The 26,161-nt window shown below is 66.7% G+C and carries 25 protein-coding genes and 1 pseudogene; 20 read left to right on the top strand and 6 right to left on the bottom strand.

Features of this window, described 5'->3' with window-relative positions; all coding sequences use genetic code 11:
- The first annotated feature begins 332 nt into the window (after window positions 1-332).
- The 7 genes from K7G19_RS22770 to K7G19_RS22740 all read left to right on the top strand — a co-directional run bounded on the left by K7G19_RS22770 (window position 333) and on the right by K7G19_RS22740 (window position 8,215).
- On the top strand, window positions 333-2,537 hold the full coding sequence (locus K7G19_RS22770; protein WP_226109297.1) for a TonB-dependent siderophore receptor: 2,205 nt from the start codon (window positions 333-335) through the stop codon (window positions 2,535-2,537).
- Window positions 2,538-2,741: 204 nt separating this feature from the next.
- Entirely contained in the window at window positions 2,742-3,428 is a 687-nt protein-coding gene (locus K7G19_RS22765) for a Fe2+-dependent dioxygenase (protein WP_226109295.1), read from the top strand.
- Complete coding sequence (locus K7G19_RS22760; RefSeq protein WP_226109293.1) at window positions 3,425-4,516, top strand: alpha-hydroxy acid oxidase; 1,092 nt, start codon at window positions 3,425-3,427, stop codon at window positions 4,514-4,516. Before K7G19_RS22765 ends, K7G19_RS22760 begins: the two co-directional genes overlap by 4 nt.
- A gap of 275 nt (window positions 4,517-4,791) precedes the next feature.
- Window positions 4,792-5,304 (top strand): DUF2796 domain-containing protein, encoded by a 513-nt coding sequence (locus K7G19_RS22755; protein ID WP_226109292.1) that lies wholly within the window; start codon window positions 4,792-4,794, stop codon window positions 5,302-5,304.
- 5 nt (window positions 5,305-5,309) lie between these two features.
- Window positions 5,310-6,065, top strand: coding sequence for an ABC transporter ATP-binding protein (locus tag K7G19_RS22750; RefSeq protein ID WP_226109291.1), 756 nt, complete (start codon window positions 5,310-5,312; stop codon window positions 6,063-6,065).
- 89 nt (window positions 6,066-6,154) lie between these two features.
- Window positions 6,155-7,498, top strand: coding sequence for an FtsX-like permease family protein (locus tag K7G19_RS22745; RefSeq protein WP_226109290.1), 1,344 nt, complete (start codon window positions 6,155-6,157; stop codon window positions 7,496-7,498).
- Window positions 7,499-7,501: 3 nt separating this feature from the next.
- The gene (locus K7G19_RS22740) at window positions 7,502-8,215 is read left to right on the top strand and encodes a DUF3299 domain-containing protein (RefSeq protein ID WP_226109289.1); all 714 of its coding nucleotides are present in this window, start codon (window positions 7,502-7,504) and stop codon (window positions 8,213-8,215) included.
- A 190-nt stretch (window positions 8,216-8,405) separates the two neighbouring features.
- On the opposite strand, the pseudogene K7G19_RS22735 reads toward K7G19_RS22740, so the two are convergent.
- A pseudogene (locus tag K7G19_RS22735) lies at window positions 8,406-9,116 on the bottom strand (cytochrome c biogenesis CcdA family protein); the annotation flags it as partial.
- Between the two features lie 222 nt (window positions 9,117-9,338).
- Between K7G19_RS22735 and K7G19_RS22730 the strand changes: the two are divergent.
- The 6 genes from K7G19_RS22730 (at window position 9,339) to K7G19_RS22705 (ending at window position 14,496) form a co-directional block, all read left to right on the top strand.
- Window positions 9,339-10,082, top strand: coding sequence for a response regulator (locus K7G19_RS22730; protein WP_149319538.1), 744 nt, complete (start codon window positions 9,339-9,341; stop codon window positions 10,080-10,082).
- Complete coding sequence (locus K7G19_RS22725; RefSeq protein ID WP_149319539.1) at window positions 10,079-11,380, top strand: ATP-binding protein; 1,302 nt, start codon at window positions 10,079-10,081, stop codon at window positions 11,378-11,380. The genes K7G19_RS22730 and K7G19_RS22725 overlap by 4 nt, the downstream gene beginning before the upstream one ends.
- Before the next feature lie 290 nt (window positions 11,381-11,670).
- On the top strand, window positions 11,671-12,033 hold the full coding sequence (locus K7G19_RS22720; protein ID WP_149319540.1) for a hydroxyquinol 1,2-dioxygenase: 363 nt from the start codon (window positions 11,671-11,673) through the stop codon (window positions 12,031-12,033).
- A gap of 66 nt (window positions 12,034-12,099) precedes the next feature.
- Window positions 12,100-12,516 carry an organic hydroperoxide resistance protein gene (locus tag K7G19_RS22715; RefSeq protein WP_226109288.1) on the top strand — a complete coding sequence of 139 codons (417 nt, stop codon included), beginning with the start codon at window positions 12,100-12,102 and terminating at the stop codon, window positions 12,514-12,516.
- 122 nt (window positions 12,517-12,638) lie between these two features.
- A complete protein-coding gene (locus K7G19_RS22710) occupies window positions 12,639-13,250 on the top strand; it encodes a thioredoxin family protein (protein WP_226109409.1) in 612 nt (203 codons plus the stop codon).
- A gap of 214 nt (window positions 13,251-13,464) precedes the next feature.
- Window positions 13,465-14,496: an asparaginase gene (locus K7G19_RS22705; protein ID WP_226109408.1), complete on the top strand. Its 1,032-nt coding sequence runs from the start codon at window positions 13,465-13,467 to the stop codon at window positions 14,494-14,496.
- 27 nt (window positions 14,497-14,523) lie between these two features.
- Here the strand turns inward: K7G19_RS22705 and K7G19_RS22700 are convergent, their stop codons facing one another.
- Window positions 14,524-15,456, bottom strand: coding sequence for a LysR family transcriptional regulator (locus K7G19_RS22700; protein ID WP_226109287.1), 933 nt, complete (start codon window positions 15,454-15,456; stop codon window positions 14,524-14,526).
- A 117-nt stretch (window positions 15,457-15,573) separates the two neighbouring features.
- On the opposite strand from K7G19_RS22700, the gene K7G19_RS22695 reads away from it, so the two are divergent.
- The 3 genes from K7G19_RS22695 to K7G19_RS22685 all read left to right on the top strand — a co-directional run bounded on the left by K7G19_RS22695 (window position 15,574) and on the right by K7G19_RS22685 (window position 18,134).
- Window positions 15,574-16,368 (top strand): SDR family NAD(P)-dependent oxidoreductase, encoded by a 795-nt coding sequence (locus tag K7G19_RS22695; protein ID WP_226109285.1) that lies wholly within the window; start codon window positions 15,574-15,576, stop codon window positions 16,366-16,368.
- 34 nt (window positions 16,369-16,402) lie between these two features.
- Window positions 16,403-17,476, top strand: coding sequence for a tripartite tricarboxylate transporter substrate binding protein (locus K7G19_RS22690; RefSeq protein ID WP_226109284.1), 1,074 nt, complete (start codon window positions 16,403-16,405; stop codon window positions 17,474-17,476).
- A 133-nt stretch (window positions 17,477-17,609) separates the two neighbouring features.
- A complete protein-coding gene (locus tag K7G19_RS22685; RefSeq protein WP_226109283.1) occupies window positions 17,610-18,134 on the top strand; it encodes a carboxymuconolactone decarboxylase family protein in 525 nt (174 codons plus the stop codon).
- Between the two features lie 5 nt (window positions 18,135-18,139).
- Here the strand turns inward: K7G19_RS22685 and nhaA are convergent, their stop codons facing one another.
- Both nhaA and K7G19_RS22675 read right to left on the bottom strand, forming a co-directional pair.
- Window positions 18,140-19,378, bottom strand: coding sequence for a Na+/H+ antiporter NhaA (nhaA, locus tag K7G19_RS22680; protein WP_226109282.1), 1,239 nt, complete (start codon window positions 19,376-19,378; stop codon window positions 18,140-18,142).
- A gap of 477 nt (window positions 19,379-19,855) precedes the next feature.
- Window positions 19,856-20,755 (bottom strand): DMT family transporter, encoded by a 900-nt coding sequence (locus tag K7G19_RS22675; RefSeq protein WP_226109281.1) that lies wholly within the window; start codon window positions 20,753-20,755, stop codon window positions 19,856-19,858.
- Between the two features lie 132 nt (window positions 20,756-20,887).
- Here K7G19_RS22675 and K7G19_RS22670 point away from each other — a divergent pair, with 132 nt between their 5' ends.
- From K7G19_RS22670 to K7G19_RS22660, 3 genes are all read left to right on the top strand, one after another.
- On the top strand, window positions 20,888-21,337 hold the full coding sequence (locus K7G19_RS22670) for an Lrp/AsnC family transcriptional regulator (RefSeq protein WP_226109280.1): 450 nt from the start codon (window positions 20,888-20,890) through the stop codon (window positions 21,335-21,337).
- A 144-nt stretch (window positions 21,338-21,481) separates the two neighbouring features.
- Window positions 21,482-22,099: a 2-hydroxychromene-2-carboxylate isomerase gene (locus K7G19_RS22665; RefSeq protein WP_226109279.1), complete on the top strand. Its 618-nt coding sequence runs from the start codon at window positions 21,482-21,484 to the stop codon at window positions 22,097-22,099.
- A 41-nt stretch (window positions 22,100-22,140) separates the two neighbouring features.
- Window positions 22,141-23,124 (top strand): nitronate monooxygenase family protein, encoded by a 984-nt coding sequence (locus tag K7G19_RS22660; RefSeq protein WP_149319551.1) that lies wholly within the window; start codon window positions 22,141-22,143, stop codon window positions 23,122-23,124.
- Window positions 23,125-23,315: 191 nt separating this feature from the next.
- Here K7G19_RS22660 and K7G19_RS22655 read toward each other — a convergent pair whose 3' ends face one another.
- Window positions 23,316-24,044, bottom strand: coding sequence for an SDR family oxidoreductase (locus K7G19_RS22655; protein WP_226109277.1), 729 nt, complete (start codon window positions 24,042-24,044; stop codon window positions 23,316-23,318).
- A gap of 259 nt (window positions 24,045-24,303) precedes the next feature.
- Between K7G19_RS22655 and K7G19_RS22650 the strand changes: the two genes are divergently transcribed.
- The gene (locus K7G19_RS22650) at window positions 24,304-25,248 is read left to right on the top strand and encodes an Rpn family recombination-promoting nuclease/putative transposase (RefSeq protein WP_226109275.1); all 945 of its coding nucleotides are present in this window, start codon (window positions 24,304-24,306) and stop codon (window positions 25,246-25,248) included.
- A gap of 130 nt (window positions 25,249-25,378) precedes the next feature.
- Here K7G19_RS22650 and K7G19_RS22645 read toward each other — a convergent pair whose 3' ends face one another.
- Window positions 25,379-25,936: a MarR family winged helix-turn-helix transcriptional regulator gene (locus K7G19_RS22645; protein ID WP_149319555.1), complete on the bottom strand. Its 558-nt coding sequence runs from the start codon at window positions 25,934-25,936 to the stop codon at window positions 25,379-25,381.
- Between the last annotated feature and the right edge of the window lie 225 nt (window positions 25,937-26,161).

The raw sequence follows: 26,161 nt of genomic DNA, 5'->3' as shown, positions 1-26,161 counted from the left end.
GAAGGCCGGATCGCAGCGCCGGCCGGCTCGGCCTCGATTGTGGCGAATTGTGTCAACGACCCCGCGCTGCAATAGTCCGCCACAAATCAACAAACGCCGGCAACATCAAATAGTAATCATTCGCATTTTGACGGTTGCTGAATGCCTGCCGTTGCGGCAGCGCCGAAATGCGGTGTTCACCTCTTTGACGGGGAGGGGGCTAATGGTTTCCAGCGGAGGCTCGGCAACGTCATGTCCGTTGTCCTTCTCTGGAGTCCTCCGTGCAGCAAAGAAAAATAGCGAACGCCATCCGCCTGCTGGTCTCAGGCGCTTCCGCGGGTCTGGTGATTTCGGTGTCGACGATTCCCCTCGCGGCCCATGCCCAGGTGGCGGCGGACGCGGGCACCGGGGATGGACGCGCGAAGACCGGCGGCAACGTGCTGCCTCAGGTCACGGTCTCCGGCGACGCCATCCAGAACACCAATGACGCGCCGCTCGGCATCTCGCGGCTGCCGGACACGGTCCGCGAAACGCCGAAGACGATCAACGTCGTGCCGCAGGAGGTCATCGAGCAGCAGCACGCCACCTCGCTCGAGCAGATCCTGAAGAACGTGCCGGGCATCACGATCTCGACCGGCGAGGGCAACGGCGGCCAGAACGGCGACCAGTTCCGCATCCGCGGCCTGTCCGCCAAGGGCGACATCTATGTCGACGGCCTGCGGGATTTCGGCGCCTACAAGCGCGATGCGTTCAATACGGAAAGCGTCGAGGTGATCAAGGGACCGTCGGGCGAGAGCTTCGGCGTGGGCAATGTCGGCGGCCTGATCAACCAGACCACCAAGAAGGCGAACCTGCATACCAGCACCAGCATCGATCAGGGCTTCGCCACCGAAGACACCTATCGCACCACGGTCGACAGCAACTTCCGCCTGAACGACACCTCGGCGCTGCGCATCAACGGCATGTTCCAGAACGGCCGGGTGGCCGACCGCAACCACATCGGCGATGATCGCCGCGGCCTCGCCATCGATTTCGGCACGGGCCTGGGCACGCGCACCGAGTGGCACCTGAACTATTCCTACCTGCGCCGCACCGGCGCGCCGGACTTCGGCGTGCCCGTCGCGCAGGGCTCCGACGGCATCTACCGTCCGCTGACCGAGTACGGCGTGCCGGGCATTTCCTCGTCGACCTCGTACGTGCGCAACACCGACCGCGACAGGACCGATGCGCACGTGGTCTCGTCGAACTTCAAGACGAAGCTCGACAACGGCATCACCATCAGCAATGACACGCGCTTCAGCTACTACGAGCGCGACTTCTCGGCGACCAATCCGGCCGGCATCAATGCCGCCAACCTGCAGCGGCTGCTGGCCGGGGAAAACGTCGCCTTGTCGTACGGCGCCGGCGGCGGCATGACCTATCTGCAGCGCGGCTGGGGCGTCCAGAACGTGCTGAGCGCCAGGGGCGAGTTCATGACCGGCAGCCTGCGCCACAAGGCGATGGTGGGCCTGGACACGATCTACCAGCGCGACCATCGCAGCCTGGGCACCTGGACCGGCCGCAACAACAACCAGACCGTCGTCAATCCGGTCTTCGACAACAGCCCGAACGCGACGGTCGTGTACGGCAACACGCGCGACGCCAATGCGACCAATGTCGGCGTGTTCGTCAACGACCGCGTCTGGCTGAACGACAAGTTCTCGCTGCTGGGCAGCCTGCGCTGGGACTACTTCCAGAGCGAATTCTCGACCAGCGCCTCGACGCTGGGCGGCAAGGCCGACTCGAAGAAGCTGAGCCCGTCGATCAGCGCGATCTGGGAGCCGACCAAGGACGCGATGTTCTACACCTCGTTCTCGCGCACCTACCGGCCGGTGGGCACCGATATCGCGGTGGCGGTCGGCGGCGTCGCGTCGGAAGTGCCGCAGAACGGCGTCGGCAACGAGCCCGAGCGTTCGGACACCATCGAGGTGGGCGCCAAGGTCGACTTCCTCGACAAGCGCCTCGGCCTGACCGGCGCGATCTTCCAGACCAGGAAGGCCAACGCCTACACGGTCGATCCGGTGACCGGCGATATCACCAACGGCTTCTCCGACTCGGGCGAAGGCCGCAAGATCCGCGGCGTGGAAGTGGGCCTGAGCGGCCGCATCGTCGGCGGCTGGACCGCCAATGTCGCCTATGCCTACCTGAGCGGCGAGGTGACGTCGGCCACCAATGGCGCGATCGTCGGCAATGCGGCGCCGGGCGTGTCGCGTCACAACGTCACGCTGTGGACCGCCTATGACATCCCGCATACGCTGCTGCCGGTGCCGGGCAAGCTGACCATCGGCGGGGGCCTGCAGTACGCCACCGGTTACTGGGCCGATTCGGCGAACACCGCGAAGATGCCGGACAACTTCTCGCTGGACGCGATGATCGCGTACAAGGTCGGCAAGTACCGGATCTCGCTGAACGGCTACAACCTGACCGACCATCTGAACTATCAGTCCTCGTTCGGCGCCGTGCGCGCGGTGCCGACTTCGCGCAGGACGTTCCTGCTGAACGTCGGCATGACGTTCTAAGCGGAAACGAAGGGGCCGGCAGTGTGCGGTCCCTTCGTTTTTGGGGAGGGGCCCCTGTGTGCGAGCCCTCTTCTGGCGGGAACGTTATTCGCGAGCCCTATTCGGGAAGCGCTATTCGGGAAGCCCGTTTGAGAGGCCCATTCGGAAGCCGCTAGAATCGGGCTTTCCGCCGCCCGCCGCCTGTTTCCTTCCGCCCACGTTGCCATGCTGGTCCAGATCCCCGATGTGCTGACCCCCGAAGAAGTCCGGTATTGCCGGGAACGCCTCGCGCGCTCGCAATGGGTCGACGGGCGCGTGACCGCCGGCGATCTGGCGGCGAAGTCCAAGCAAAACCTGCAGATTCCGGTCGACAGCGTCGAGGCGCGCGAGCTCGGCGAGCTGGTGCTGACCGCGCTGGGTCGCAACCCGACCTACCACTCGGCCGCGCTGCCGCTGCGCGTCCTGCCGCCGATGTTCAATCGCTACGAGAGCGCGATGACCTTCGGCACCCATGTCGACAATGCGATCCGCACGGTGCCGGGAACGGGCGGCATGCGCATTCGCGCCGATGTCTCCAGCACGCTGTTCCTGTCCGACCCCGATGAGTACGAAGGCGGCGAGCTGGTGATCCAGGACCTCTACGGCTCGCATACCGTCAAGCTGCCGGCCGGGCATCTGGTGGTCTATCCCGCCTCGTCGTTGCACACGGTGACGCCGGTCACCAGGGGCACGCGCTGGGCATCGTTCTTCTGGGCGCAGTCGATGGTCAAGGACGACGGCCAGCGGCGCATGCTGTACGAACTCGATCTCGCCATCATCGAGATCCGCAAGCAGTTGGGCGATGACAAGGACGCCGTGCTGGCCCTGGTCAATCACTATCACAACCTGCTGCGGCGCTGGGCCGAGCTGTGACGCGCTGGCAGATTCCCCCGGATACCGTCTCGCTGCGCGACTACGAGCGGCGCTTTCACGAACGGGTGGAACCGGGCGTGCGCGCCTATATCGCGGGCGCCGCGGCGGATGGCATCACGCAGCACGAGAACGCTGCCGCCTTCGAGCGGCTGCGGCTGATGCCGAGGGCGCTGGTCGACATGTCGCAGGCGTCGGCACGCCGCACGCTGTTCGGCGAAATTCTGGAATATCCGATTCTGCTCGCGCCGACGGCCTTCCATCGGCTGGTGCATCCGGACGGCGAACTGGCGACGGTGCAGGCGGCCTCGCTGACGCGCACCTGGATGACGGTCGCCACGCAGGCCAGCGTGACGCTCGAGGAGATTGCGAAGGCGTCGGCGGTGCCGCTGTGGTTCCAGCTGTATTTCCAGCCGAGGCCGCAGGATACGGCCGACCTGGTGCGCCGCGCCGAGCAGGCCGGATACAAGGCGATCGTCGTGACGATCGACGCCGCGGTCAGCGGTGTCCGCAATATCGAGCAGCGCGCGGGCTTCCGCCTGCCGAACGATGTTGGGGCCGTCAATCTCGCGGCGTATCCGCCGGTTGCGCCGGTCAGCACCAGCAACGGCAGCCCGGTGTTCCGAGGCATGCTGAAGCATGCGCCGACATGGCGCGATATCGAGGCGCTGTGTCGGAAGACCTCGCTGCCGGTGCTGGTCAAGGGGCTGCTGAACCCGCAGGACGTCGAGCCGGCCCTGAGCGCCGGGGTCGCCGGCATCGTCGTATCGAACCATGGCGGGCGCACGCTCGACACCGTACCGGCCACGATCGACTGCCTGCCGGCCATCGCGGCGCAAGTTGGCGGCAGGGTGCCGATCCTGCTGGATGGCGGCATCCGGCGCGGAACCGATATCGTCAAGGCGATCGCGCTGGGCGCGACCGCGGTGCTGCTCGGGCAGCCGGTGCTCCATGCCCTGGCGGTCGGCGGCATGCCGGGCGTCGCGCATATGCTGACGCTGCTGCAGGCCGAGCTGGAGGTCGCGATGGCGCTGACGGGCAAGCCCACGCTGGACGCGATCGATGCGTCCGTGCTGGCGCCCGCGCGATAGCGGCGTGGAGCGGCGGCGCGGCGACCTGGTGGCCTAGTGGCTTAGTGGTCCGGCGACCTGGTGGCCTGGCGGCCTTGGCCAGTGGACCGCATGGGGCCTCTACTGATAATAAGTTATCATTAATCGATCGACGCGCGCCGCCAATGGCGTGCGCGCTCTTATCCCGCTCCGCGCACGGACGGGTGTTGCAGAAGGACGATCGACACGTGTATTCGCTACTCTCGCGCCCGCTGCCGGCTCTCGCGCTCGTCGCGACAGCCATCACCACCATGGCCATGACCGCCATCGCCGCGCCCGCCCACGCCGCGGAGCCGCATGTCCATGGCCAGGCCACGCTCGACGTCGCGGTGGAAGGGCCGGTGCTGTCCATTGCGCTGGCCTCGCCGCTGGACAACGTGTTCGGCTTCGAGCGCCTGCCGCGCACCGACGCCGAGCGGGCGAAGGTCCGTCAGGCGATCGCGCGCCTGCGCGACGGCGCGGCGTTGTTCCTGCCGTCGCCCGAGGCGGATTGCCGTCTCGAGGCCGCGCAGGTTCATTTCGGCGCGCTGCATCACGGCCTGACCGGCGAGGGCGAAGCGCCGCGCGGGGAGCCGCAGGGCGAGCACCAGCATGCGGACCTCGATGCGGACTACCGCTTCCGCTGCGCGCGGCCCGAGGCATTGCGCTCGCTCGAGGTGCGCGTGTTCGGCCTGTTCCCCGGCGTCAGCCGGATTGCCGCGCAGCTCGCCACCGACAAGCGCCAGTCGGGCGCGACGCTGACGCCGGCGCAGGCGCGCCTGCGCTGGTGAGGGCGATGGCGGACGCGATGCCACGGGCGCAGCGCGGCGAGCCGCTCGTCGCCGCCAGGAATCTCGCCTTTCGCTGGCCCGGGCGCGATGGCGGCGCGTTGGCGCTGCATTCGTTCGAACTGGCTCGCGGCGAGCATCTGTTCGTGTCCGGCCCGAGCGGCAGCGGCAAGACCACGCTGTTGTCGCTGCTGGCCGGCGTGGTGGCGCCGCGCCAGGGCACCATCCGCATCGCCGGCACCGATCTGACCGCGCTGCCTGCCGCCCGGCGCGACCGCTTTCGCGCCGACCATATCGGCATCATCTTCCAGCAGCTGAACCTGCTGCCCTATCTGTCCGTGCTGGACAACGTGCTGCTGCCGTGCCGCTTCTCGGCAAGCCGCAAGGCCCGCGCCTGCGAGCAGGCCGGTGGCGAGACCGAGGCGGCCGGCATGCTGCTTGAACGGCTCGATATGCCTTCAAGTTTGTGGCGGCGCCCCGCGGCGCAGCTGTCGGTGGGGCAGCAGCAGCGCGTGGCCGCGGCGCGCGCGCTGCTGGGGCGGCCCGAGCTGATCCTGGCCGACGAGCCAACGTCGTCTCTCGATGCCGCCCGGCAGGCCGCGTTCATGGCGCTGCTGCAGCGAGAGTGCCGCGCATCCGGCGCCGGACTGGTGATGGTCAGCCACGATGACCGGTTGGCGGCCGGCTTCGATCGGCGCTTCACGATGCCGGCCGCCGAGGAAGGCGAATCGGCATCGGAGGAAGGCATGAGGGGATGGGCATGAGGGGATGGGCATGAGCGGCGCGCATGGCGATGGACGTGACCGATGGGCATGACCGGCGGGCATGAAGGGACAGGCATGAGGAGACAGGCATGACGGCGCTGATGTCGATTGCCGCGCGCAGCGCCTGGAACCGCCGCGCCAACCTGGTCTGGATGGTGCTGGCGATTGCGCTGTCGACGGCGCTGCTGCTGGGCATCGAGCGGGTCCGCCATCAGGTACGCGCCAGCTTCGCGCAGTCGGTGTCGGGCACGGACCTGATCGTCGGCGCCCGCACCAGCCCGATCCAGCTGGTGCTGTATGCCGTCTTCCGGCTCGGCGGCGCCACCAACAACATCGGTTGGGACAGCGTGCAACGCCTTGCCAGCCATCCGCAGGTCGCATGGACGATCCCGTTGTCGCTGGGCGATTCGCATCGCGGCTTTCCGGTGCTGGCAACCACGGCCGCCTATTTCGAGCATTTTCGCCATGGCGACGGCCGCGCGCTGCGGCTCGCGCAGGGCCGGCCCTTCGGCGAGAAGATTGACGGCGGGGCTGATGGGACGAGTGGCGCCAGCGTTGACGGCAGCGTTGAGGGCAAGATTGACGGCATGTTCGACGCGGTGCTCGGTGCCGAGGTCGCCCGGCGCCTGGGCTATCGCATCGGACAACAGATCGTGCTGACCCATGGCGATGTGGCGGCCCCGGGCGCGCTGCGCCTGGAGCACGGCGACAAGCCCTTTACCGTGGTCGGCATCCTGGCGCCGACCGGCACGCCGGTCGATCGCACGATCCATATCGGCCTGCAGGCGATGCAGGCGATCCATCTCGATTTCCAGGGCGGCACGCGTGTGCCCGGCGCGGCGATCGCGCCCGAGCATCTGCGCCGGTTCGACTTGACGCCCGACAGCGTCACCGCGGTGCTGGTCGGGCTCAAACTCCGTTCGCGCGTCTTCGCGCTGCAGCGGGAGATCGCGCAGGACACGCGTGAGCCGCTGATGGCGGTGCTGCCCGGCGTGGCGCTCGATGCGCTGTGGGACCTCGTCGATATCGCCGAAAACGCGCTGCGTGCCGTGTCGGCGATGGTCGCGGTGATCGGGCTGGCGGGCCTCGCCTCGTCGATCCTGGCCGCACTCGGCGAGCGACGCCGGGAACTGGCGATTCTTCGCGCGGCGGGGGCCCGGCCGCGCGATATCCTGGCCTTGCTCGCCATCGAAGGCATGATGCTGATGCTGACCGGCGTCGCCGCGGGCGTGGCGCTGCTGTCGCTGACGAGCGCGCTGCTGGCAGGCTGGCTCGAGGCGCGTCTTCGCGTGGCGCTGCCGGTTTCCTGGCCCAGCGCGGCGGAGCTGCCGATCCTGGCGGCGCTGGTGCTGGCCGGGTTTGCAGCGAGCCTGCTGCCGGCATGGCGCGCCTACCGCCTGAGCCTGGCGGACGGGCTCAATCCAAGGACATAAGGCATGACAAGGCAAACGCGAACCGAAACGCCAACCCCGGCGCAAGCCAACCCGCGGCGCCGCAAGTGGCTGCGCACGGCAGGCGCCGTGGCGGCCGTGGCGAGCGTGAGCGCCGCGGGGCTCTGGTGGATCCGCCGCGGCGGCGATTCGGCCGAGGCGGCCGGGTCGTCATCGGCGGCGCGGCCCAAATACGCGATCGGCGAAACGCTGGAACGCCAGGCGCCTGCTGCCGCTCCGGCGCCCACCAGCTTCCGCGAGATCGAATGGGACGCCTTGCTGCCGAAGGGATGGGATCCGCTGGCGCCGCTGAAGGGCCTCGATCTGGCGCAGATGGAGGACGGCGATCCGCGCGCGCAGGCCGCACTGGAGCAGGCAAAGCGCTATTGGCAGGAGGCGCCGGTCGAACCGTCGCTCGACGGCTCGCCGGTGCGATTGCCGGGCTTCGTGGTGTCGCTGGGCGGGGAAGGCGAGGCGATCCGCGAATTCCTGCTGGTGCCGTATTTCGGTGCCTGCATTCACGTGCCGCCGCCTCCCGCGAACCAGGTCGTCCACGTCAAGACGAAGGCGCCGCTGCAGGGGATCCGCACGATGGACACCGTGTGGATCGAGGGCGTGCTGCGGGTCGAGCGCGCCGAAACGGCGATGGGCGACAGCGGCTACGCGATGCGGGAGGCGCGGATCGAGCCGTATCTGGAGCCGAGGGCCGAGCGGCGCTGATCGGTCCCTCTTGGCCCCTCTTGGCCCCTCTTGGCCCTTATCGGCCCTCTCGACTCCTCCCTTTCTCGCTCTCTCTCGCTCTGCCGTTATCCGCCAAGATAGGCCCTTCATCCGCTGGCCGCTTTGAAGACGCCGCCTCGCGCGCGCGGCGGCTCGGCTCCGCGGGCTAGTGCGCGCCGGCCGGCAGTCCCACCGCATCGACCAGCACCTGCTCCAGCCATGCCGGCCCATTGGTCGACAGGCGGGCGAGCAGCCCGGTATCGGCTCCCGTGGCGATCGCCAGCACGCCGCCCAGCACGGCCACGCCCAACGCGCGGCGCAGCCATTCGCTCGCGCCCATCGAGCGCTTCATCGCGGCCAGCACGCGGCCACCGATGCCCAGTGCCGCCCCCAGCGAGGTCGCGGCCCCGGCGGCGTAGGCCAGCAGCGCCAGCGACGTCGACACGCTGGCGCCGTTCAGCGCCGCACCGGTCAGCACCAGCCCGAGAATCGGACCGGCGCACGGGGCCCACAGCATGCCGGTGGCCGCGCCCAGGCCGAGTGAGCCCCACACGGTGCTGTTGCCGTTGCCGCGCCCGTCGGCGAGGCGGTTGCCCAGCGCCACCAGCGGATGGGCCAGCGCATCGGCAAGCCGGGGCAGCAGCAGCGATAGTCCGAACACCGCCAGCAGCGCCAGCGCGGCCAGGCGCCCGTATTCGTTGGCCCGGACCACCCAGGCGCCGCCGACCGAGGCCAGCGTCACGACAGCGGCAAAGGTCAGCGCCATGCCGGCCAGCATCGGCAGCGTGCCGCGCAGGAAGGGCTGTCCGGTACGGCTCAGCACGAAGGGGAGCACCGGCAGGATGCAGGGGCTCAGGATGGTCAGGGCGCCGCCGAGGTAGGCGAGAATCAGCAAGGTCATGATCGTGTCTCCAGGCAAGGGGTTGGCTTGCCCTCGATCAGACCCGGCCGGCGTCGCTGCGATGTGTCGCGAAGGGGCGAGTTTGTACCGCAATGTGGGGCCTTCCCGGCCGGATACATTGCGATACACGCGAATTTGCCGTCCCCATACAATGCCGGGGCGGTGGGCATATCGCTCTGCGCTCGCTCTCCTCTCACTCTCCTTCAACTGCCGGTGACAACCATGGACGCCCACGTCGACCATATCCTCATCGTCGATGACGACCGGGAAATCCGGGAACTGGTCTCGACCTATCTGACCAAGAACGGTCTGCGCGTGACGGTGGCGCCCGATGGCCGCCACATGCGCACGTTTCTGGAAGCCAATACCGTCGACCTGATCGTGCTCGACGTGATGCTGCCCGGCGACGACGGCCTGGTGCTGTGCCGCGAGCTGCGCGCCGGCAAGCACAGGGCCACGCCGGTGCTGATGCTGACCGCCCGCGACGACGAGACCGACCGCATCATCGGCCTCGAAATGGGCGCCGACGACTATCTGGCCAAGCCCTTCGCCGCGCGCGAACTGCTGGCCCGCATCAAGGCCGTGCTGCGCCGTACCCGCATGCTGCCGCCGAACCTGCAGATCACCGAGGCCGGACAGATCCTGGCCTTCGGCAACTGGCAGCTCGATACGACCGCACGCCACCTGATCGATGCCGAGGGCACCATCGTCGCGCTGAGCGGCGCGGAATACCGGTTGCTGCGCGTGTTCGTCGACCATCCGCAGCGCGTGCTCAATCGCGACCAGCTGCTCAATCTGACGCAGGGCCGGGAGGCCGAGATGTTCGAGCGCTCGATCGACCTGCTGGTCAGCCGCCTGCGCCAGCGCCTGAACGACGATGCGCGCGAGCCCAGCTATATCAAGACCGTGCGCAGCGAGGGCTATGTATTCGCCTCGCCGGTGGAGATCCGCGAGGCCCGGCAGTGAAGGCCCCCGGCTGGGCCTGGCCCCGCACGCTGCGCTCGCGCCTGTTCCTGATCCTGTTGACGGGCCTCGTCGTCGCGCATGGGCTGTCGTTCGCGGTGCTGTTTTCCGAGCGCTATATGTCCGCGCGGCAGGTGATGCTGGGCACGCTGGAAACCGATGTCGCCACGTCGATCGCCATTCTCGACCGGCTGCCGGCGGCGGAGCGGCCGCAGTGGCTGCCGCGCGTCAATCGCGGCAATTACCAGTACATCCTTGGCACCGGCCTGCCCGGCGTGCCGGAGATGACCGCGCGGGGCAGGGATATCGCCGAACGGATTACCGAAGCGAGCGGCGGGCGTTTTCCGGTGCGGGTGGAGTCGATCCCCGGCGACGGCAAGCGCGTGCAGGCGCATCTGACGCTGAGCGATGGCAGTCCCCTGACCATCGACGTGCATCCGCGCATGACGCCGATCGCGCAGTGGCTGCCGTATGTATTGATCCTGCAGCTGCTGTTGCTGATCCTGTGCTGCTGGTTTGCGGTGCGGCTGGCGATCCGGCCGCTGGTCGCGCTCGGCGATGCCGCCGATGCGCTCGATCCCAACACCCAGTCCGCGCCGCTCGACGAGTCCGGTCCGACCGAGCTGGCCCGTGCCGCGCGGGCGTTCAATGCGATGCGCGGACGCATTGCGCGTTTCGTCGAGGAACGCGTGCAGATCCTCGCCGCGATCTCGCATGACCTGCAGACGCCGATCACGCGGATGAAGCTGCGGGCCGAAATGGCCGACGATTCGGACGAGAAGCGCAAGATGCTGAACGACCTGTCGGAGATCCAGACGCTGGTCCAGGAGGGCCTGGCGTACGCCCGCAGCGCGCATGGCGATGGAGAAAAGGCGTCGCGGGTCGACCTGGGCTCCTTTGTCGAGAGCCTGGCCTACGACTACCAGGACACCGGCAAGGACGTCACGGTACTGCAGAACGCCGGCGGGGCCATCGTCACGCGGCCGCACGCGTTGCGGCGCGTGCTGACCAATCTGATCGACAACGCGATCAAGTTCGGCGGATCGGCCGAACTGCGCGTGCGCCGCGACCGCGACGTGGTGGCGATCGAAGTGCTCGATCGCGGTAGCGGCATCCCGGACGATCAGCTGGAGGCCGTCCTCAAGCCCTTCGTGCGCCTGGAGCAGTCGCGCAGCCGGGAAACCGGCGGCACCGGCCTGGGCCTGGCAATCGCGCACGAGCTGACGGCCGCCATCGGCGGCACGCTGACGCTGCGCAATCGGGAGGGCGGCGGACTGGCGGCGGAGGTCCGGCTGGGCTGACTGCGCGCCTTCCAGCGCCCCCTTCCCGCGCCCTTCCCGCGCCCCTTCTGCTTATGACATCGGCCCCCCGGGGCCGATTTTTTTTGCCCGCTTTGTATGCCTTTGTATCCGGCGTCCGCCGCGATACGCACCCAGACAAAAACGCCCCACATCCGCTACGGGCGCGATACGTCGGTCTCCTTAAATGGCATCCGTGGCCCGGCGCTGAACACCAACGAAGCGATCCGGACCGCGCAATACCCCACTACCCAAAACCCGGCAACACCAACTCTCTTTAAAGGAAACCGATCATGACCGCCCAATTCGCCAAGCGCTTCGTCCTTGCCCTCTCGCTCGCCGCCGCTGCCGCTACGACTGCCGCAGGCGCGCACGCCGCCGGCTTCGGCCAGCCCGGCGCACGCGACCCGTACACCGAGGGCGCCCGCTCGGTGGCCGACGCACGCGACCCGTACAGCAGCGGCGCCCGCTCGGCCCAGGAGCCGCGCAGCGTCTACAGCGACGGCGCGCGCCAGACCGACCCGTTCAACGACGGTGCGCGCCAGTTCGACCCGTACAGCGACGGTGCCCGCACGCTGGCCGGCCAGGACCGTACCGGCGTCTCGGCCGAGCCCGCGCGCAGCGTCGATCCCTATCTCGACGGCGCCTACGCCTGACGCTCCGGCCAGCGAAACCACCATCATCGAACGCATCCCATTCAACGAATCAGCGAGGAAATCCAGATGACCCAGATCGACAAGGTGCTGTACACGGGCAAGGTCCGCACCACCGGCGGACGTGACGGCGAGGCGCGCAGCGACGACGGCCGGTTGAGCCTGAAGCTGTCGCCGCCGGGAAGCAAGGGCGCCGGCACCAATCCGGAGCAGCTGTTTGCCGCGGGCTGGTCAGCCTGCTACATCGGCGCGCTGGGCAGGGCCGCCAGCAAGCTGAACGTGGCGCTGCCGTCCGCCCCGTCGGTCGATGCCGAGGTCGATCTGGCCATGGCCGGCGATGCCTTCCTGCTGCGGGCCCGGCTGCGTGTCCATATTCCGGGCGTGGACGGCGAGGTGGCGCGCGCACTGGTCGAGGCGGCGCACGGCATCTGCCCGTACTCGAAGGCAACGCGCGGCAACCTCCACGTGGAGACCGTGCTGGTCTGACCGTGTGGCGGCCCTGCGCCGGTCGAGCGACCGGCAAGGGCCGGCTTCCGCGGTCCGCGGCCCCGGATCCCCGCATCACCGCATCCCCGCATCCCATCATTCCAATCGACCTGTCCGACATCATGCGCACCCTTCTCGCCACCACATTGGCCGCCGCGGGCATCGCCGCGGTCTGCTTCATCGGCAATGGCGCCAACGCCGTTGGTTCCGCCGTGGGTTCCACCGCTGGTTCCGCTGCTGGTTCCGCTGCTGGTTCCGCTGTTGGTTCCGCTGTTGGTTCCACTATCTCCAATCAAACCAGGGCCCCCGAATTCGCCGGCATCGAGCGCTGGCTGAATTCGCAGCCGCTTTCGATGGAGAGCTTGCGCGGCAAGGTCGTGCTGGTCGATTTCTGGACCTATTCCTGCATCAATTGCATCAACACGCTGCCCTACATCAAGCAGTGGCACGACAAATACAAGGACCAGGGACTGGTGGTGGTCGGCGTGCATACGCCCGAATTCCCGTTCGAAAAGTCGACTGCCAACGTGCAGGCCGCGATCAAGCGCTTCGATATCCGCTATCCGGTCGCGCAGGACAATCGCTATGCGACATGGTCCGCCTACCACAACCGATACTGGCCCGCGCTCTATCTGGTCGATGCGGAAGGCAGGATCGTCTACCAGCATTTCGGGGAAGGGCAGTACGCGGAAACGGAGGCGGCGATCCGCAACGCGCTGGCGCAGCGCAAGTAATGCAGGGCCTGTCTGCGGCCGGGGCGTAGCGCGGCGCCCCGGTGCATGCGGGGAATGGGGTTCAGCGGACCCGGGGAGTCGCCCGGATGGCGCGCGGTGCCAGGATGTGGCCCAATGCAGGCGAACCCGCCGGTCCCAGGCAGAGGCCTGGCCCGGGTTCCGATAATCACATCCCAGGAGACTTCGAATGAAGCCAACCCGCGCCCTGCTCAGCATGCTGTTGTTCGCGTCCGCCACCGCCTCCGCCCCCGCTTTTGCGCAAGGCAAGCCCGTGGTGCAGTTCATCGCCACGGGCGGCACCATCGCGATGAAGATCGATCCCGTCAAGAATGCGCCGGTGCCGGCGATATCGGGCGACGACCTGCTTGCCACGGTGCCCGATATCGGCAAGTACGCGACCATCCAGGTCAACAACCTGTCCAACGTGCCGTCGGACTACATGGACCCGCCGCGCTGGATCGCGCTAACCCGGGCCGTGCAGGCATCGCTCGATCGGCCCGACGTGGCCGGCGTGATCGTGTCGCACGGCACCGATACGCTGGAGGAAACCGCGTACTGGCTCGATCTGACGGTGCGCTCGGACAAGCCCGTCGTGCTGATCGGCGCGCAACGCAACGCATCGTCGCCTGACTTCGACGGCCCGCGCAATCTGCTGAACGCCGCGCGCATCGCCGTCGACGAGCAATCGAAGGGCAAGGGCGTGATGCTGGCGATGAACAACCAGATCAATGCCGCCCGCTACGTCACCAAGACCCACACCGCGAATGTCGAGACGTTCAACTCGGGCGACTTCGGCTTTATCGGCGAGGTATATCCGGACCGGGTCATCTACAGCAGCACCCCATCGCGCCGCCAGCACATTCCGATCCAGACCGACAAGATGCCGGAGGTGGAGATCGTGGCGATGTACGGCGGGGCGGATGGCGCCGCGCTGCGCAATGCCGTCGATCGTGGCGTCAAGGGCATCGTGGTGCAGGCGCTCGGCATGGGCAACATGAACCAGCCGATGTTCGAGGCCGTCAAATACGCGCTGTCGAAGAAGGTGCCGGTCGTGATCTCGACCCGCGTGCACAACGGGCGCGTGCTGCCGAACTACGGCTTCGTCGGCGGCGGCAAGACCAGCTTCGACGCGGGCGCCGTGATGGCGGACGATCTGAAGCCCGCCAAGGCGCGCATCCTGCTGATGCTGCTGTTGCAGCGGGGCGTGACCAGCCAGGCCGACCTGCAGGCCGCGTTCAGCCGCTAGCGCGGGCAGGGCAGGACCGCGGCAACGCTATGCGGCCGGTGGCCAGATCCAGCCCGGCCACCGCCGCTTCAGCCGGTCGGCGACGATGCCGACCTCCGCCATGGCCTGCGCCGCGATTTCCGAGGGCGGCGATGTCTTACGGCTGACCAGGCCGACGGACCGCACCGGTCCGTCCACGATCTCGGCCACGCGCATGCCCTTGAGCGACAGCAGCGGCATGATGCCGAGATAGGGCAGGACCGCAATGCCCAGCCCTTCCTTGACGAAGCCGGCGATGGTGCCGATCTGGTCCAGCTGCAGCTTCGGCCGGAACTGCACGCCACGCTGCAGGAACGCGGCGCTCATGTACTTCATCGCGGTGCTGCGGTCGGTCATGCTGATCAGGGGCAGGCCGGCCAGTTCGTCCATGTGCATCCGCTTGCGCAAGGGCTTGCGCCACTGCGCCGGGGCCAGCAGCACAAAGCGATCGCGCAGGATCTCCTGGAACAGCAGCTCGGGGTTCGACGGCGAGGCGGAGGCCAGCGCGAAGTCGACCTGGTAGTCGATCACGCGCTGGACAGCGGCCTGGTCCGCGCAGTCGTGCACGGCGATCTGCGCATGCGGGTAGCGCTTCTCCAGCGCCGCGCAGACGCCGGGCAACAACACATTGGCCAGCGACGGCAGCGCGGCGATTGACAGCCGCTGCGCCTCCTGTTCCGCGCGGCTCTGCAGATGCCGCAGGCCGGAATCGAACTCGCCGACGATGCGGCGGGCCATCGGCACCAGCTGCTCGCCCGCCGGCGTCAGGCGCACGCTGCGCGTCGACCGTTCGAACAGCGCGATGCCCAGCTCCTCCTCCATCTCCTTGACGGCCTTGCTCAACGACGGTTGCGTGACGAAGAACTGCTCGGCGGTGCGGCTGAAGTTCAGCGATTGCGCCAGCGCGAGAAAGATCCGGAGTTGCCGGGGCGTGATATTCATTCTTCGGGACTATCAATCTATAGACAAAGGGAATTTCCGCAATAAATGTAGTCTCCCTAGAATGGGCCGCGCAAGCTTTTGCGGGACTTCTTTGCAGACCTGGACAACGGAGACGAGATGCTGGATCTGAACGGCAAGGTGGCGCTGATCATGGGATGCGGCGCCGTCGCCGAAGGGTGGGGAAACGGGCGCGCTACCGCCATGCTGATGGCGCGGCAGGGGGCGCGAGTCTTCGGCACGGACCTGCATCTGGCGCACGCGATGCGCACGCGCGAACTGATCGCCGCGGAAGGCTTCGACGCCGATGTGCTCGCGTGCGACAGCACCAGCGCCGAGCAGGTCGAGCGCGCGGTGCAGGCCTGCCTGTCGCGCCATGGCCGGATCGATATCCTGGTCAATAACGTCGGCCTGTCGCAGCCGGGCGGTCCCATCGAGATGGACGAAGCCGTCTGGGACGCGCAGATGCAGGTGAACCTGAAGGGCGCGTTCCTGGCCTGCAAGCACGTGCTGCCGATCATGAAGAGGCAGGGCGGCGGTGCCATCGTCAATATCGCCTCGGTGGCCGGGCTGCGTTATGTGGGCAAGCCGCAGGTCGCCTATGCCGCGGCCAAGGCAGGCCTGATGCATTTCACGCGGACCACCGCGGTGATTCACGCGCCGGACAACATCCGCCTGAACTGCGTGGTGCCCGGCCTGATGCATACCCCGCTGATCGAAGGGCTCGCGGCCAAGTATGCGGGCGGCGATACCGAGGCCTTCATCGCCCATCGGCATGGCCAGGTGCCGATGCAGCGCATGGGCGATGGCTGGGACACCGCGCACGCGGTGCTGTTCCTGGCGGCCGACGAGAGCCGCTATATCACCGGCACCGAGATCGTGGTCGACGGCGGGCTGGTTGCCGCGACGCGATAGATAAATGGGGTCAGCGGCGGCATTGCCGCATGGCATGGGCAAGGCTCTCCCCGGCCTTGCCATCGATAACGACAACGACAGCGACAACGACAACGACAGCGACAACGACAACGACAACGACAAGGAGACACCGATGACGAACCGATCCCGGCGCCTGCTCGGCGCCGCGGCGCTGGCCGCCGCTGCCCTTTTTCACGCCGCGCCCGCCTGGAGCCAGGCGTATCCGAGCCAGCCGATCCGCCTGATCGTGCCGTTCGCGCCCGGCGGCGCGGTCGACCAGACCGCGCGCACGATTTCGGGCGCGCTCGGCCGGGAGCTGGGCCAGCCGATCGTCATCGAGAACAAGCCCGGCGCCAGCGGCTCGCTCGGCGCCGCCGACCTGGCGCGGGCGAAGCCCGATGGCTATACGCTGATGCTGGCGCTCGATTCGCATGCGGTGAACCACTACACGGTCAAGAACCTGCGCTTCGATACCTTCAAGTCGTTCGACTACCTGAGCCTGCTGGTCACCACGCCGCAGGTGCTCGTGGTCAACAACGCGCTGCCGGCCAACAATCTCGATCAGCTGGTGACGTATCTGAAGGCGAATCCGAACACGTCGTATGGCTCGGCCGGGACGGCGTCGGCAGGGCACGTCAACAGCGCGCAGCTGTCGCTCGCCAGGCAGCTGGCGACCACCCATATCCCGTACAAGGGCGCGGCGCCGTTGCTGACCGATCTGCTCGGCGGCCATGTCCAGTATGCGTTTGCCGGCCTGTCGGTGATGCTGCCGCATATCAAGGCCGGCAAGGTCCGCGCGCTGGCCGTCAGCTCGCCAAAGCGCTCGGCGATGCTGCCCGACGTGCCGACGATGAGCGAAGCGATTCCGGGCTTCGAATATCCGACCTGGATTGGCCTGGTCGCGCCGCATGGCCTGCCGCCGGAGGTCCGCGGCAAGCTGCTGGCGGCAACCCACAAGGTCATGCACGATCCGGAGGTCTCGAAGCGATTCGCGGAGAATGCCTTCGATATCGTCAACAGCAGTCCCGAGGCGTTCGCCGCGCGGGTCAACAAGGACGCGGCGGCCATGGGCGACCTCGTGCGCCGCAAGGTGATCGTCGCCGAGTGATTGCCGGCGGACGATCCTTGCCGAACAATCTTCTCCGAGCCGTCCTCGGCGAACGAACTTTGCCGAACGATCTTCGGCAAGCGATCCTCGCTGACTGAAACGCCGAACCATCCATCCCACTACGGACATCGACATGGCCGCCATTCCCTACGCCGATCTTTCGGCGCCGGACATTCAGCCGCTGGCCGAGCGGATCGCCGCCGAGCGCGGCAGCGTGCTGCACCTCTATCAGATGCTGCTGCACGCGCCGCCCGTCGCCGAGGGCTGGCTGACCTATCTGACCGCCATCCGCCAGAAGTCCACCTTGCCGGGCGCGCTGCGCGAGATGGTGATCATGCGCGTGGCGATCCTGAACGGGGCTTCCTACGAAGCCGACCAGCACGCCCCGATCGCGCTGAAGGAGGGCATGACGCAGGCCCAGCTCGATGCGTTGCCCGCCTGGCGCGACAGCACGCTGTTCGTCGAAGTCGAGCGTGCAGTCCTCGCCTACACCGACGCGATGACGCGCGACATTCGCGTCGAGCCGGCGGTGTTCGCCGAGATCGCGCGGCACTTCTCGCACCGGCATGTGGTCGAGCTGACGGCGACGATCGCGGCGTACAACATGGTATCGCGCTTTCTCGAGGCCCTGCAGGTGCATTCGCACGACGAGAGATAGCGCGATCAGCGCACCGCGGTGCCACCCGCGGGCGGTGCCTGGTCCGACTCGAAGTCCATCGTGTCCATATCGACATCGGACGCCACCGGCTTGCCGAAGAGCTTCAGCCAGACGAAACCCAGCACACCCGCGCTCAGCGACGCCAGCAGGATCGCCATCTTTGAGGCATTGATCACGCCGGGCTCGCCGGTGAAGGCCAGGTTGGTGATGAAGATCGACATCGTGAAGCCGATGCCGCCCAGCAGGCCCGCGCCGAACACATGGCGCCAGCGCAGGTCCAGCGGCAGCTTGCAGATGCCGATGGCGACCGCCAGGAAGCTCACGATCGTGATGCCCAGCGGTTTGCCGACCACCAGCCCGGCCAGGATGCCCAGGCTGTTCGACGAGGCCAGCTCTTGCGCCCAGTCGCTGCCGATTACGATGCCGGTGTTCGCCAGCGCGAAGATCGGCAGGATCACGAAGGCCACCGGCCGGTGCAGCACATGCTCGAGCCGATGCGACGGCGATGCCGCGTCGTCCTGTCGGGCGGAGAACGGAATCGCGAAGGCCAGCAGCACGCCGGCGATCGTCGCGTGCACGCCGGACTTCAGCATCAGGAACCACATCAGCGCGCCGCCCAGCAGATAGGGAATCAGCGACATCACGCGCAGCACGCGGTTCATGAACAGCAGCACGCCGAATACCGCCAGGGCGCCGACCAGGTAGACGAACGCGAGCTCGGCCGTATAGAACAGCGCGATCACGATGATGGCGCCGAGGTCATCCATCACGGCAAGCGCGGTCAGGAATACCTTCAGCGAGGCGGGTACGCGGCTGCCCAGCAGCGCCAGCACGCCGAGCGCGAAGGCGATGTCCGTGGCCATCGGAATGCCGATGCCAGCCTGCGTCGGGGTGCCGCCGTTGAATCCGAAGTGGATCAGTGCGGGAACGGCAATGCCGCCGGCCGCCGCGACGATGGGCAGCAGCGCATTGCGCAGGCTGGACAGCTCGCCGTTGTACAGCTCGCGTTCGAGTTCGAGGCCGATCAACAGGAAGAAGATCGCCATCAGCGCGTCATTGATCCAGTGCTCGACGCTAAGGCTGGCGACCTTCACATGCCACAGATGGAGGTACTGGTCGCCGATCGGCGAATTGGCCAATATCAGCGAAATGACGGTGCAGACGATCAGCAGGATGCCACCCGCCTTCTCGGACTCGAAAAAGCGCTGGAAGGTATTGGAGAGTCTTCTTTGTACGATTGCCATGGGGCCTCTCTTGGGAGCTATACCGGGAGACATACCGGAAGACATACCGGCAGATATGCCGGGATGGAAGCGAAGGGAATGGCGCGCGCGCAGGCGCCGCGGCTCCCGCGGCCGGGAGGCGCGGAGGGCGGCGTTGCGTGACAGCGCGTGGAAGCGGAGAGTCGACCAGTGAAATGGTCTGGATGAGGGTGGTGCATGCATCGGTCGCGGAAAAGCCGCGTGGCGGCCCGACCGACGCTGATCCTGCCACCCCGTGGGGTGAGCACCCGCGCGGAAGTATACCGGAACCCGATTGCCGGAACCGAATGGCCGGAACCGAATGGGCGGAACCGAATGGGCGGAACCGAATGGGCGGAACCGAATGGGCGGAACCGAATGGGCGGAACCGGATTTCCGGAACCGGATTTCCGGAAGCGGATTGCCGGAAGCGGATTGCCGGAAAGGGGCGGCAGGAAGGCTGGAGCGTTGCCGAGGTGGTCAGCTCCGCGTCGCAGCGGCGCCGGACCGGCGCGCGAACGGCAGCCGCCATCCGAGCGTCATGCCGGCTGCCGCGATCAGGATCGCCGCGGCGCCCGCCCATTGCGCCCAGTCCAGGCGCAGCCCGAAGGCCACCATGTCGACGACGATCGCCACTACCGGATAGATGAAGGACAGCGCCGCCGTCATCGCCGTCGACAGCTTCTGGATCGCGCCGTACAGCAGGATATAGACCAGCCCGGTATGAACGACGCCGATCGTCACCAGCATCGGCCACGAACCGTCATAAGCGGCGAGGTCCGACAGATTCGCGAACGGCGCCAGCATCGCCGTGCCGACGCAGGCCTGGATCAGTGCGATCAGATGCGGCGGCACGCCCGACAGCCGCTTGGTGATGATGGCCGCCACCGCATAGAAGAACGCCGCGCCAAGCGCCAGCGCGATGCCCCCGAGATAGTCGGTCGCGCCATGCCCGTGATCCGGCTTGGCCTGCACGATCATCAGCACCCCCGCGAACGCGATCAGCAGCCAGGCCAGCTTGGTCAGCGTGATGCGCTCGGAAAACAGCAGCGCGCCCAGTGCCACCAGCATGAACGGTTGCGTGTTGTAGACCGCCGTCGCGATCGAAATGGACGCGCGCGGATAGGCCGCGAACAGCAGCAGCCAGTTCATCACGATGGCGACGCCACCCAGCGCCGCGAGCCCGAGCGTGCGCCAGGTCAGCTGCCGCAGCATGCCCAGCGCGCCGCAGACCGCGAGCAAGGTCAGTGCGCCGAACAGGCAGCGCCAGAACACCACGTCGCGGATCGGCTGTCCGGACTCGACCACGAACCAGCCGATGGTGCCGGACAACACCATCGACGCCGTCATTTCGGCAGTGCCGCGTAGGGAATTCACCATCTTTCTCCTGAAGGCTCAATGGTGTTTAGAATCGCATGACAAGGGCGCGGATTCTATATGCTTTATTAGGTTGGATCGCCTCCTTTCCTGTATTTGGAAGGCATAACCCTTTCTTCCCTAAGGAATCAAAAAATGCTCGACGATGTCGATCGGCGCATTCTTGCCGTGCTGGCCGAGGACGCCCGGATTTCACTGAAGGAGCTCGCCGCTCGTGTCGGCCTGTCTTCGCCGAGTACTTCCGAACGGCTGAAACGCCTGGAAGAACGGAAGGTGATCCGCGCCTTCACTATCGATATCGATCCGGCGGCGCTCGGCTATCCGCTGCAGGCGATCGTTCGCATCCGCCCGTTGCCCGGCAAGCTCCATATCGTGCAGAAGCTGATTGCCGAAATTCCCGAGATCGGCGAATGCGACAAGGTGACCGGCGAGGATTGCTTTGTTGCCCGCCTGTATGTGCGATCGATCGAGGAACTCGATGGTCTGCTCGATCGCGTCGCGCAGATGGCGGAAACCAATACCTCGGTGGTCAAGGCGAAGGTGGTGCACAAGCGCGGCGCGCCGATCGGAGAGGGCGGCGACTGACGCCTCGTTGCGTGCCGGCCTGGACTGCATCGTGGAACGCGCGCGGAAAGGCTTGCCAAAAATCCGATCGACGGTACATTGTTGCGGAGAACCAGCCGGGCCAGCTCGTCCGGCAACAATCACCATCCGAGGTGGAGACAAGCGATGCGTAATGTCAACGCGCAGTTCCTGTTCGATTTCGGCAGTCCCAACGCCTATCTCGCGTACAAGGTCATTCCCGGCATCGAAGCGCGCACCGGCGTGACATTCGAATATGTTCCGATTCTGCTCGGCGGCCTGTTCCGGCTGACCGGCAATCGCTCGCCGGTGGAGGCGTTTGCCGGCATCAAGAACAAGCCCGAATACGGCCGGCTGGAAATGGAGCGCTTTATCCGACGGCATGGCCTGACCGCGTTCCGGATGAATCCCCACTTTCCGGTCAACACCCTGCAGATCATGCGAGGCGCGATTGCAGCGAGTCAGGATGGCAGCTTCGCGCGCTATGTCGATGCGGTCTTCGGCGCGATGTGGGAGCGCGGATTGAAGATGGACGATCCGGCCGTGATCGAGGCCGCGCTGAACGAGGCCGGACTCGATGGCGCCCGCCTGCTCGAGGCGATCAATCAGCCGGCCGTCAAGGAAACGCTGCTGGCCAATACGCAGCGCGCGTTCGAGCGCGGGGCGTTCGGCGCGCCTACCTTCTTCGTCGACGACGAGATCTTCTTCGGCAAGGACAGCCTGCGCGACGTCGAAGAGGAAATCGTGCGGGCGCGCGCCGCCTGAGTCCACTTCGGCCTTTTCACCCGTTCGGAGCCTTCCTGCCCATGAAAACACGCATCACTGAACTGTTCGCGATCCGCTATCCGATCATCCAGGGCGGCATGCATTTCGTCGGCCTGGCCGATCTGGCGGCGGCCGTCTCCAATGCCGGCGGCCTGGGCATCATCACCGCGCTGACGCAGCGCACGCCCGAGCTGCTCGCCAAGGAAATCGCGCGTTGCCGCGAGATGACGGACCAGCCGTTCGGCGTCAATCTGACCTTTCTGCCGACGTTCTCGGAGCCGCCCTATGCGGAGTACATCGCCGCGATCGCCGAGGGCGGCGTGCGCATCGTCGAGACCGCGGGCCGCAGTCCCGAGCAGTACATGCCGGCCCTGAAGGCGGCCGGCATCAAGGTGATCCACAAATGCACGTCGGTGCGCCACGCGCTGAAGGCCGAGAGGATCGGCTGCGATGCGGCCAGCGTGGACGGCTTCGAATGCGGCGGCCATCCGGGCGAGGACGACGTGCCCAACATGATCCTGCTGCCGCGGGCTGCCGAAACACTGAAGATTCCGTTCGTCGCCTCCGGCGGCATGGCGGACGGCCGCAGCCTGGTGGCCGCGCTGGCGCTGGGTGCCGACGGCATCAACATGGGCACGCGCTTCCTGGCCACCGAGGAAGCGCCGGTGCATGTCAACGTCAAGCGGGCTATCGTCGACGCGAGCGAACTCGATACGCGGCTGATCATGCGGGCGCTGCGCAATACCGAACGCGTGCTGAACAACGGCGGCGTCGAGCGGCTGCTGGAAATCGAACGCGAGAAGGGCGCCGATCTGAAGATCGCCGACATCTACGACCAGGTTGCGGGCATCTATCCGAAGGTGATGGTGGAGGGTGATGTCGAGGCCGGTGCATGGAGCTGCGGCATGGTTGCCGGCCTGATCCACGATATCCCGAGCGTCAAGACCCTGATCGACCGGATCGTCAGGGAAGCCGAGCAGCTGACGTTCGAGCGGCTGGCGGGGATGTTCGACGCGCGGCGTTGAGCGGTAAAACATGGGCGAGGCACGGTGCCTCGGTGCCATGCGGGGAAGCCGGGTGCCGGAAACGCGGAAAGCCGGAGCCCCGAGCCCCGAGTCCGGCGCCCGCAGCCTGGAGCCTGGAGCCTGGAGCCTGGAGCCGGATCCCGAGACCGGTGCCGGGTCCGGGTCCGGGTCCGGGTCTGCCTGGAGTCAGATCACCACGCCTCGATCCAGGGCCGCAGATCGAGCTCGTGCGTCCACGCGTCCCGCGGCTGCTGGTGCAGCATCCAGTAGGCGTCGGCGATATGCTCGGGATTCAGGATGCCGTCGCGATCCTTCAGCGCGTAGCGCTCGGGAAAGTTCTCGCGGATAAAGGCGGTGTCGATGGCGCCGTCGATGATCGGGTGCGCAACGTGAATGCCCTGCGGCCCCAGCTCCTTCGCCATCGATTGCGCCAGCGCGCGCAGGCCGTGCTTGGCGCCGGCAAACGCCGAGAATCCGGCGCGGCCGCGCAGGCTGGCCGTGGCTCCCGTGAAGAAAATCGAGCCGCGTCTGCGCGGCACCATCACGCGCGCCGTCTCGCGACCCATCAGGAAGCCCGCGAAGCAGGCCATCTCCCAGACCTTGAAGTAGACCCGGGCCGTCGTGTCGAGAACGTCGAAGCGGACGTTCGCGCCGATGTTGAACACCGCCACCTCGATCGGCGCGATGTCGGCCTCGATCCGCTGCACCAGGCTGGTCATTTCCTCTTCCTTGCGCGCGTCCGAGCCAAAGGCATGGGCAATGCCGCCTTCGGCTTCGATCTGCTGGACCAGCGGTGCCAGCTTGTCGGCGTTGCGCCGGGTCACGCAGGCGATATAGCCCTCGCGCGCAAAGCGCCGCGCGATCGCTCCGCCGGTCGCGTCGCCGGCACCGATGACGAGGATGGCCTTCCTTTGGCTCATGGTGTCTCCTTCGAATGGGGCGCTGCTTCGCCGGTCATCCGGCGGCAAGCCGATTGAGAATCTTCGCAACGCCAGACAGTGTCCGCGATTTCGCCGAATGCTGCCGAGCGAGCCATCGATGTGCCGCGCGATCGGGCGTTGATCGATGCCGGTCCGCCGGGCGGCATGAAACGCAAAATGCGTGTCCTTCTGTGAAGCATCGAGAGCTCATGCGGAGGATGCTGTCGGCCTCGACACTCCTCAGTTATCGGCTCCAACCATGGTTCAGCTCGAAGACGCCAGCTACAAGCAGTTGTTTTCCTCTCCATCGATGGTTCGCAACCTGGTCTCGGGATTCGTCGCCGACCCGTGGCTGGGCAGGCTGGATTTCGGCTCGCTGGAAAGCATTGCCTGCCACTACGTCGCGGACGATCTGCAGCAGCGTGCCAATGACATCGTGTGGCGGGTCCGCGCCGACGACGAATGGCTCTACCTCTATCTGATGATGGAGTTCCAGAGCACGGTCGATTACGGCATGCCGGTGCGGATCATGTCCTATCTTGGGCTGCTCTATCAAAGCCTGATCCGCAAGGAATACGTCAAGCCTCGGCGCGGCATTCCGCCGGTGCTGCCCATCGTGCTGTACAACGGCGAAACGCCATGGAACGCGCCGACCGATATCGCCGCGATGCTGCCCGACGTGCCCGGCCTTGTCGGGGAGCACTTGCCCAAGCTTAAATACCTGTTGCTGGATAGCGGACGCATCAGCAAGGATCAGCTTCGCGCGATGCGCAACCCGGTTGCCGTGCTGATGCAGTTGGAAGAGGCGGAAACCCAGCAGGAGGTCGGCGAGTTGATCGACAAACTCGCCGACATCGTGAAAGGCGACGAGGAGCTGCAGCGAATCTTCCTCAACGTGTTGCCGGGGCTCATTGGCCGGCGTAGTGGCAACACGCTGGACGTACCGGTGGTCAATGATCTTGTGGAGATGAAGATGAAACTAAGTCAGAGCTTCAAGGTGTGGGCGCATGAGTATAAGGCGGCCGGACGGCTGGAGGGCGAGGCCCGGATACTGCAGCGGCAACTTGCCACTCGCTTCGGAACGTTGCCAGAATATGCGGTAGCCAGGATTCAGGCCGCAACGGAGGAGCAGCTCGATAACTGGTCAACGCGATTGCTTCGCGCCGAAACGCTGGACGACGTATTCAAAGACGATCCAGCGTGACACCGCACGGCTTTTCACACAGGCCAACATCCAAAGTCGCGCCGCCCTCTGCTCCGCCGCACGGCGGCTCCGGCTCTTCAATCAATCCGCTGGAATCCCGAACTCCTTGACGATCCGGCGGCTCAGCATCCTAGGCTTCTTCCGCGCCATTCGGGTCCACTCCGGGCCCCATTACGCATTGGGCGTGCAGTTTGCGCAGCGCGCGATACAGCGCCTCGCGCTCCCGGGTGTCCAGCAGCCGCAATACCGCCGCCTGATGGCGCCGCGCCAGCGGGATCACTTGATCGTGCAGAGCCATGCCCGCTCTCGTGATGCTGCAGAACAGCTTCTTGCGAGGCGTATTGCCCGCAGTGGACAGTTTCACTAGCCCGCGCTGCTCCAGCAACCGGAGCGTGCGGCTGACCAGGGCCTTGTCCGAGGTCGATTGAACCACCAGTTCGGCGAATGGCAGTTCTCCCGCATGCGCCAGCAGCGCCAGCAATCGCCATTCCGGTACCGTCAATTCGAACTGCTCGGCGTAGGGCTGGGTCACGGTCCGCCGCAGCGCGTTGACGAGCTGACTCAGCATCGTGGTCAGGAAATCGTCGACCGTCAGGCCTGTTCCCTGGTCATCGAGCCCCGTCCAGGGCGTGTCCGCCTCGCGCGTTGCGGCGGCATCCTGGCGGCTGACCTCTGCGGATGTCTTCATCGGATCGGCGTGGATGGAAGGGGAGATGGGCGGCGATTGTCGCACAGGGATCGGCAGCGGCAGATTGGAAGCCGCGCCACGAACGCAGCGATTCTGAAGTCGCGCGCCATTCCATAAAGGAGAGGCGGAGTCAATCGGCGCTTTCCGTCTCCGGCACGGCCGTGTCATGAGTGTCATTCATCCGGACCGAATGCCGGTTCCGAGAATTAGGGCCCCGCGAATTGA

This window comes from Cupriavidus sp. DB3 (genome assembly GCF_020418465.1).
In the GTDB taxonomy this organism is placed as follows: domain Bacteria; phylum Pseudomonadota; class Gammaproteobacteria; order Burkholderiales; family Burkholderiaceae; genus Cupriavidus; species Cupriavidus cauae.
Note: the sequence above shows the minus strand (reverse complement) of the source record. Positions and strands in the feature narration are given on the sequence as shown.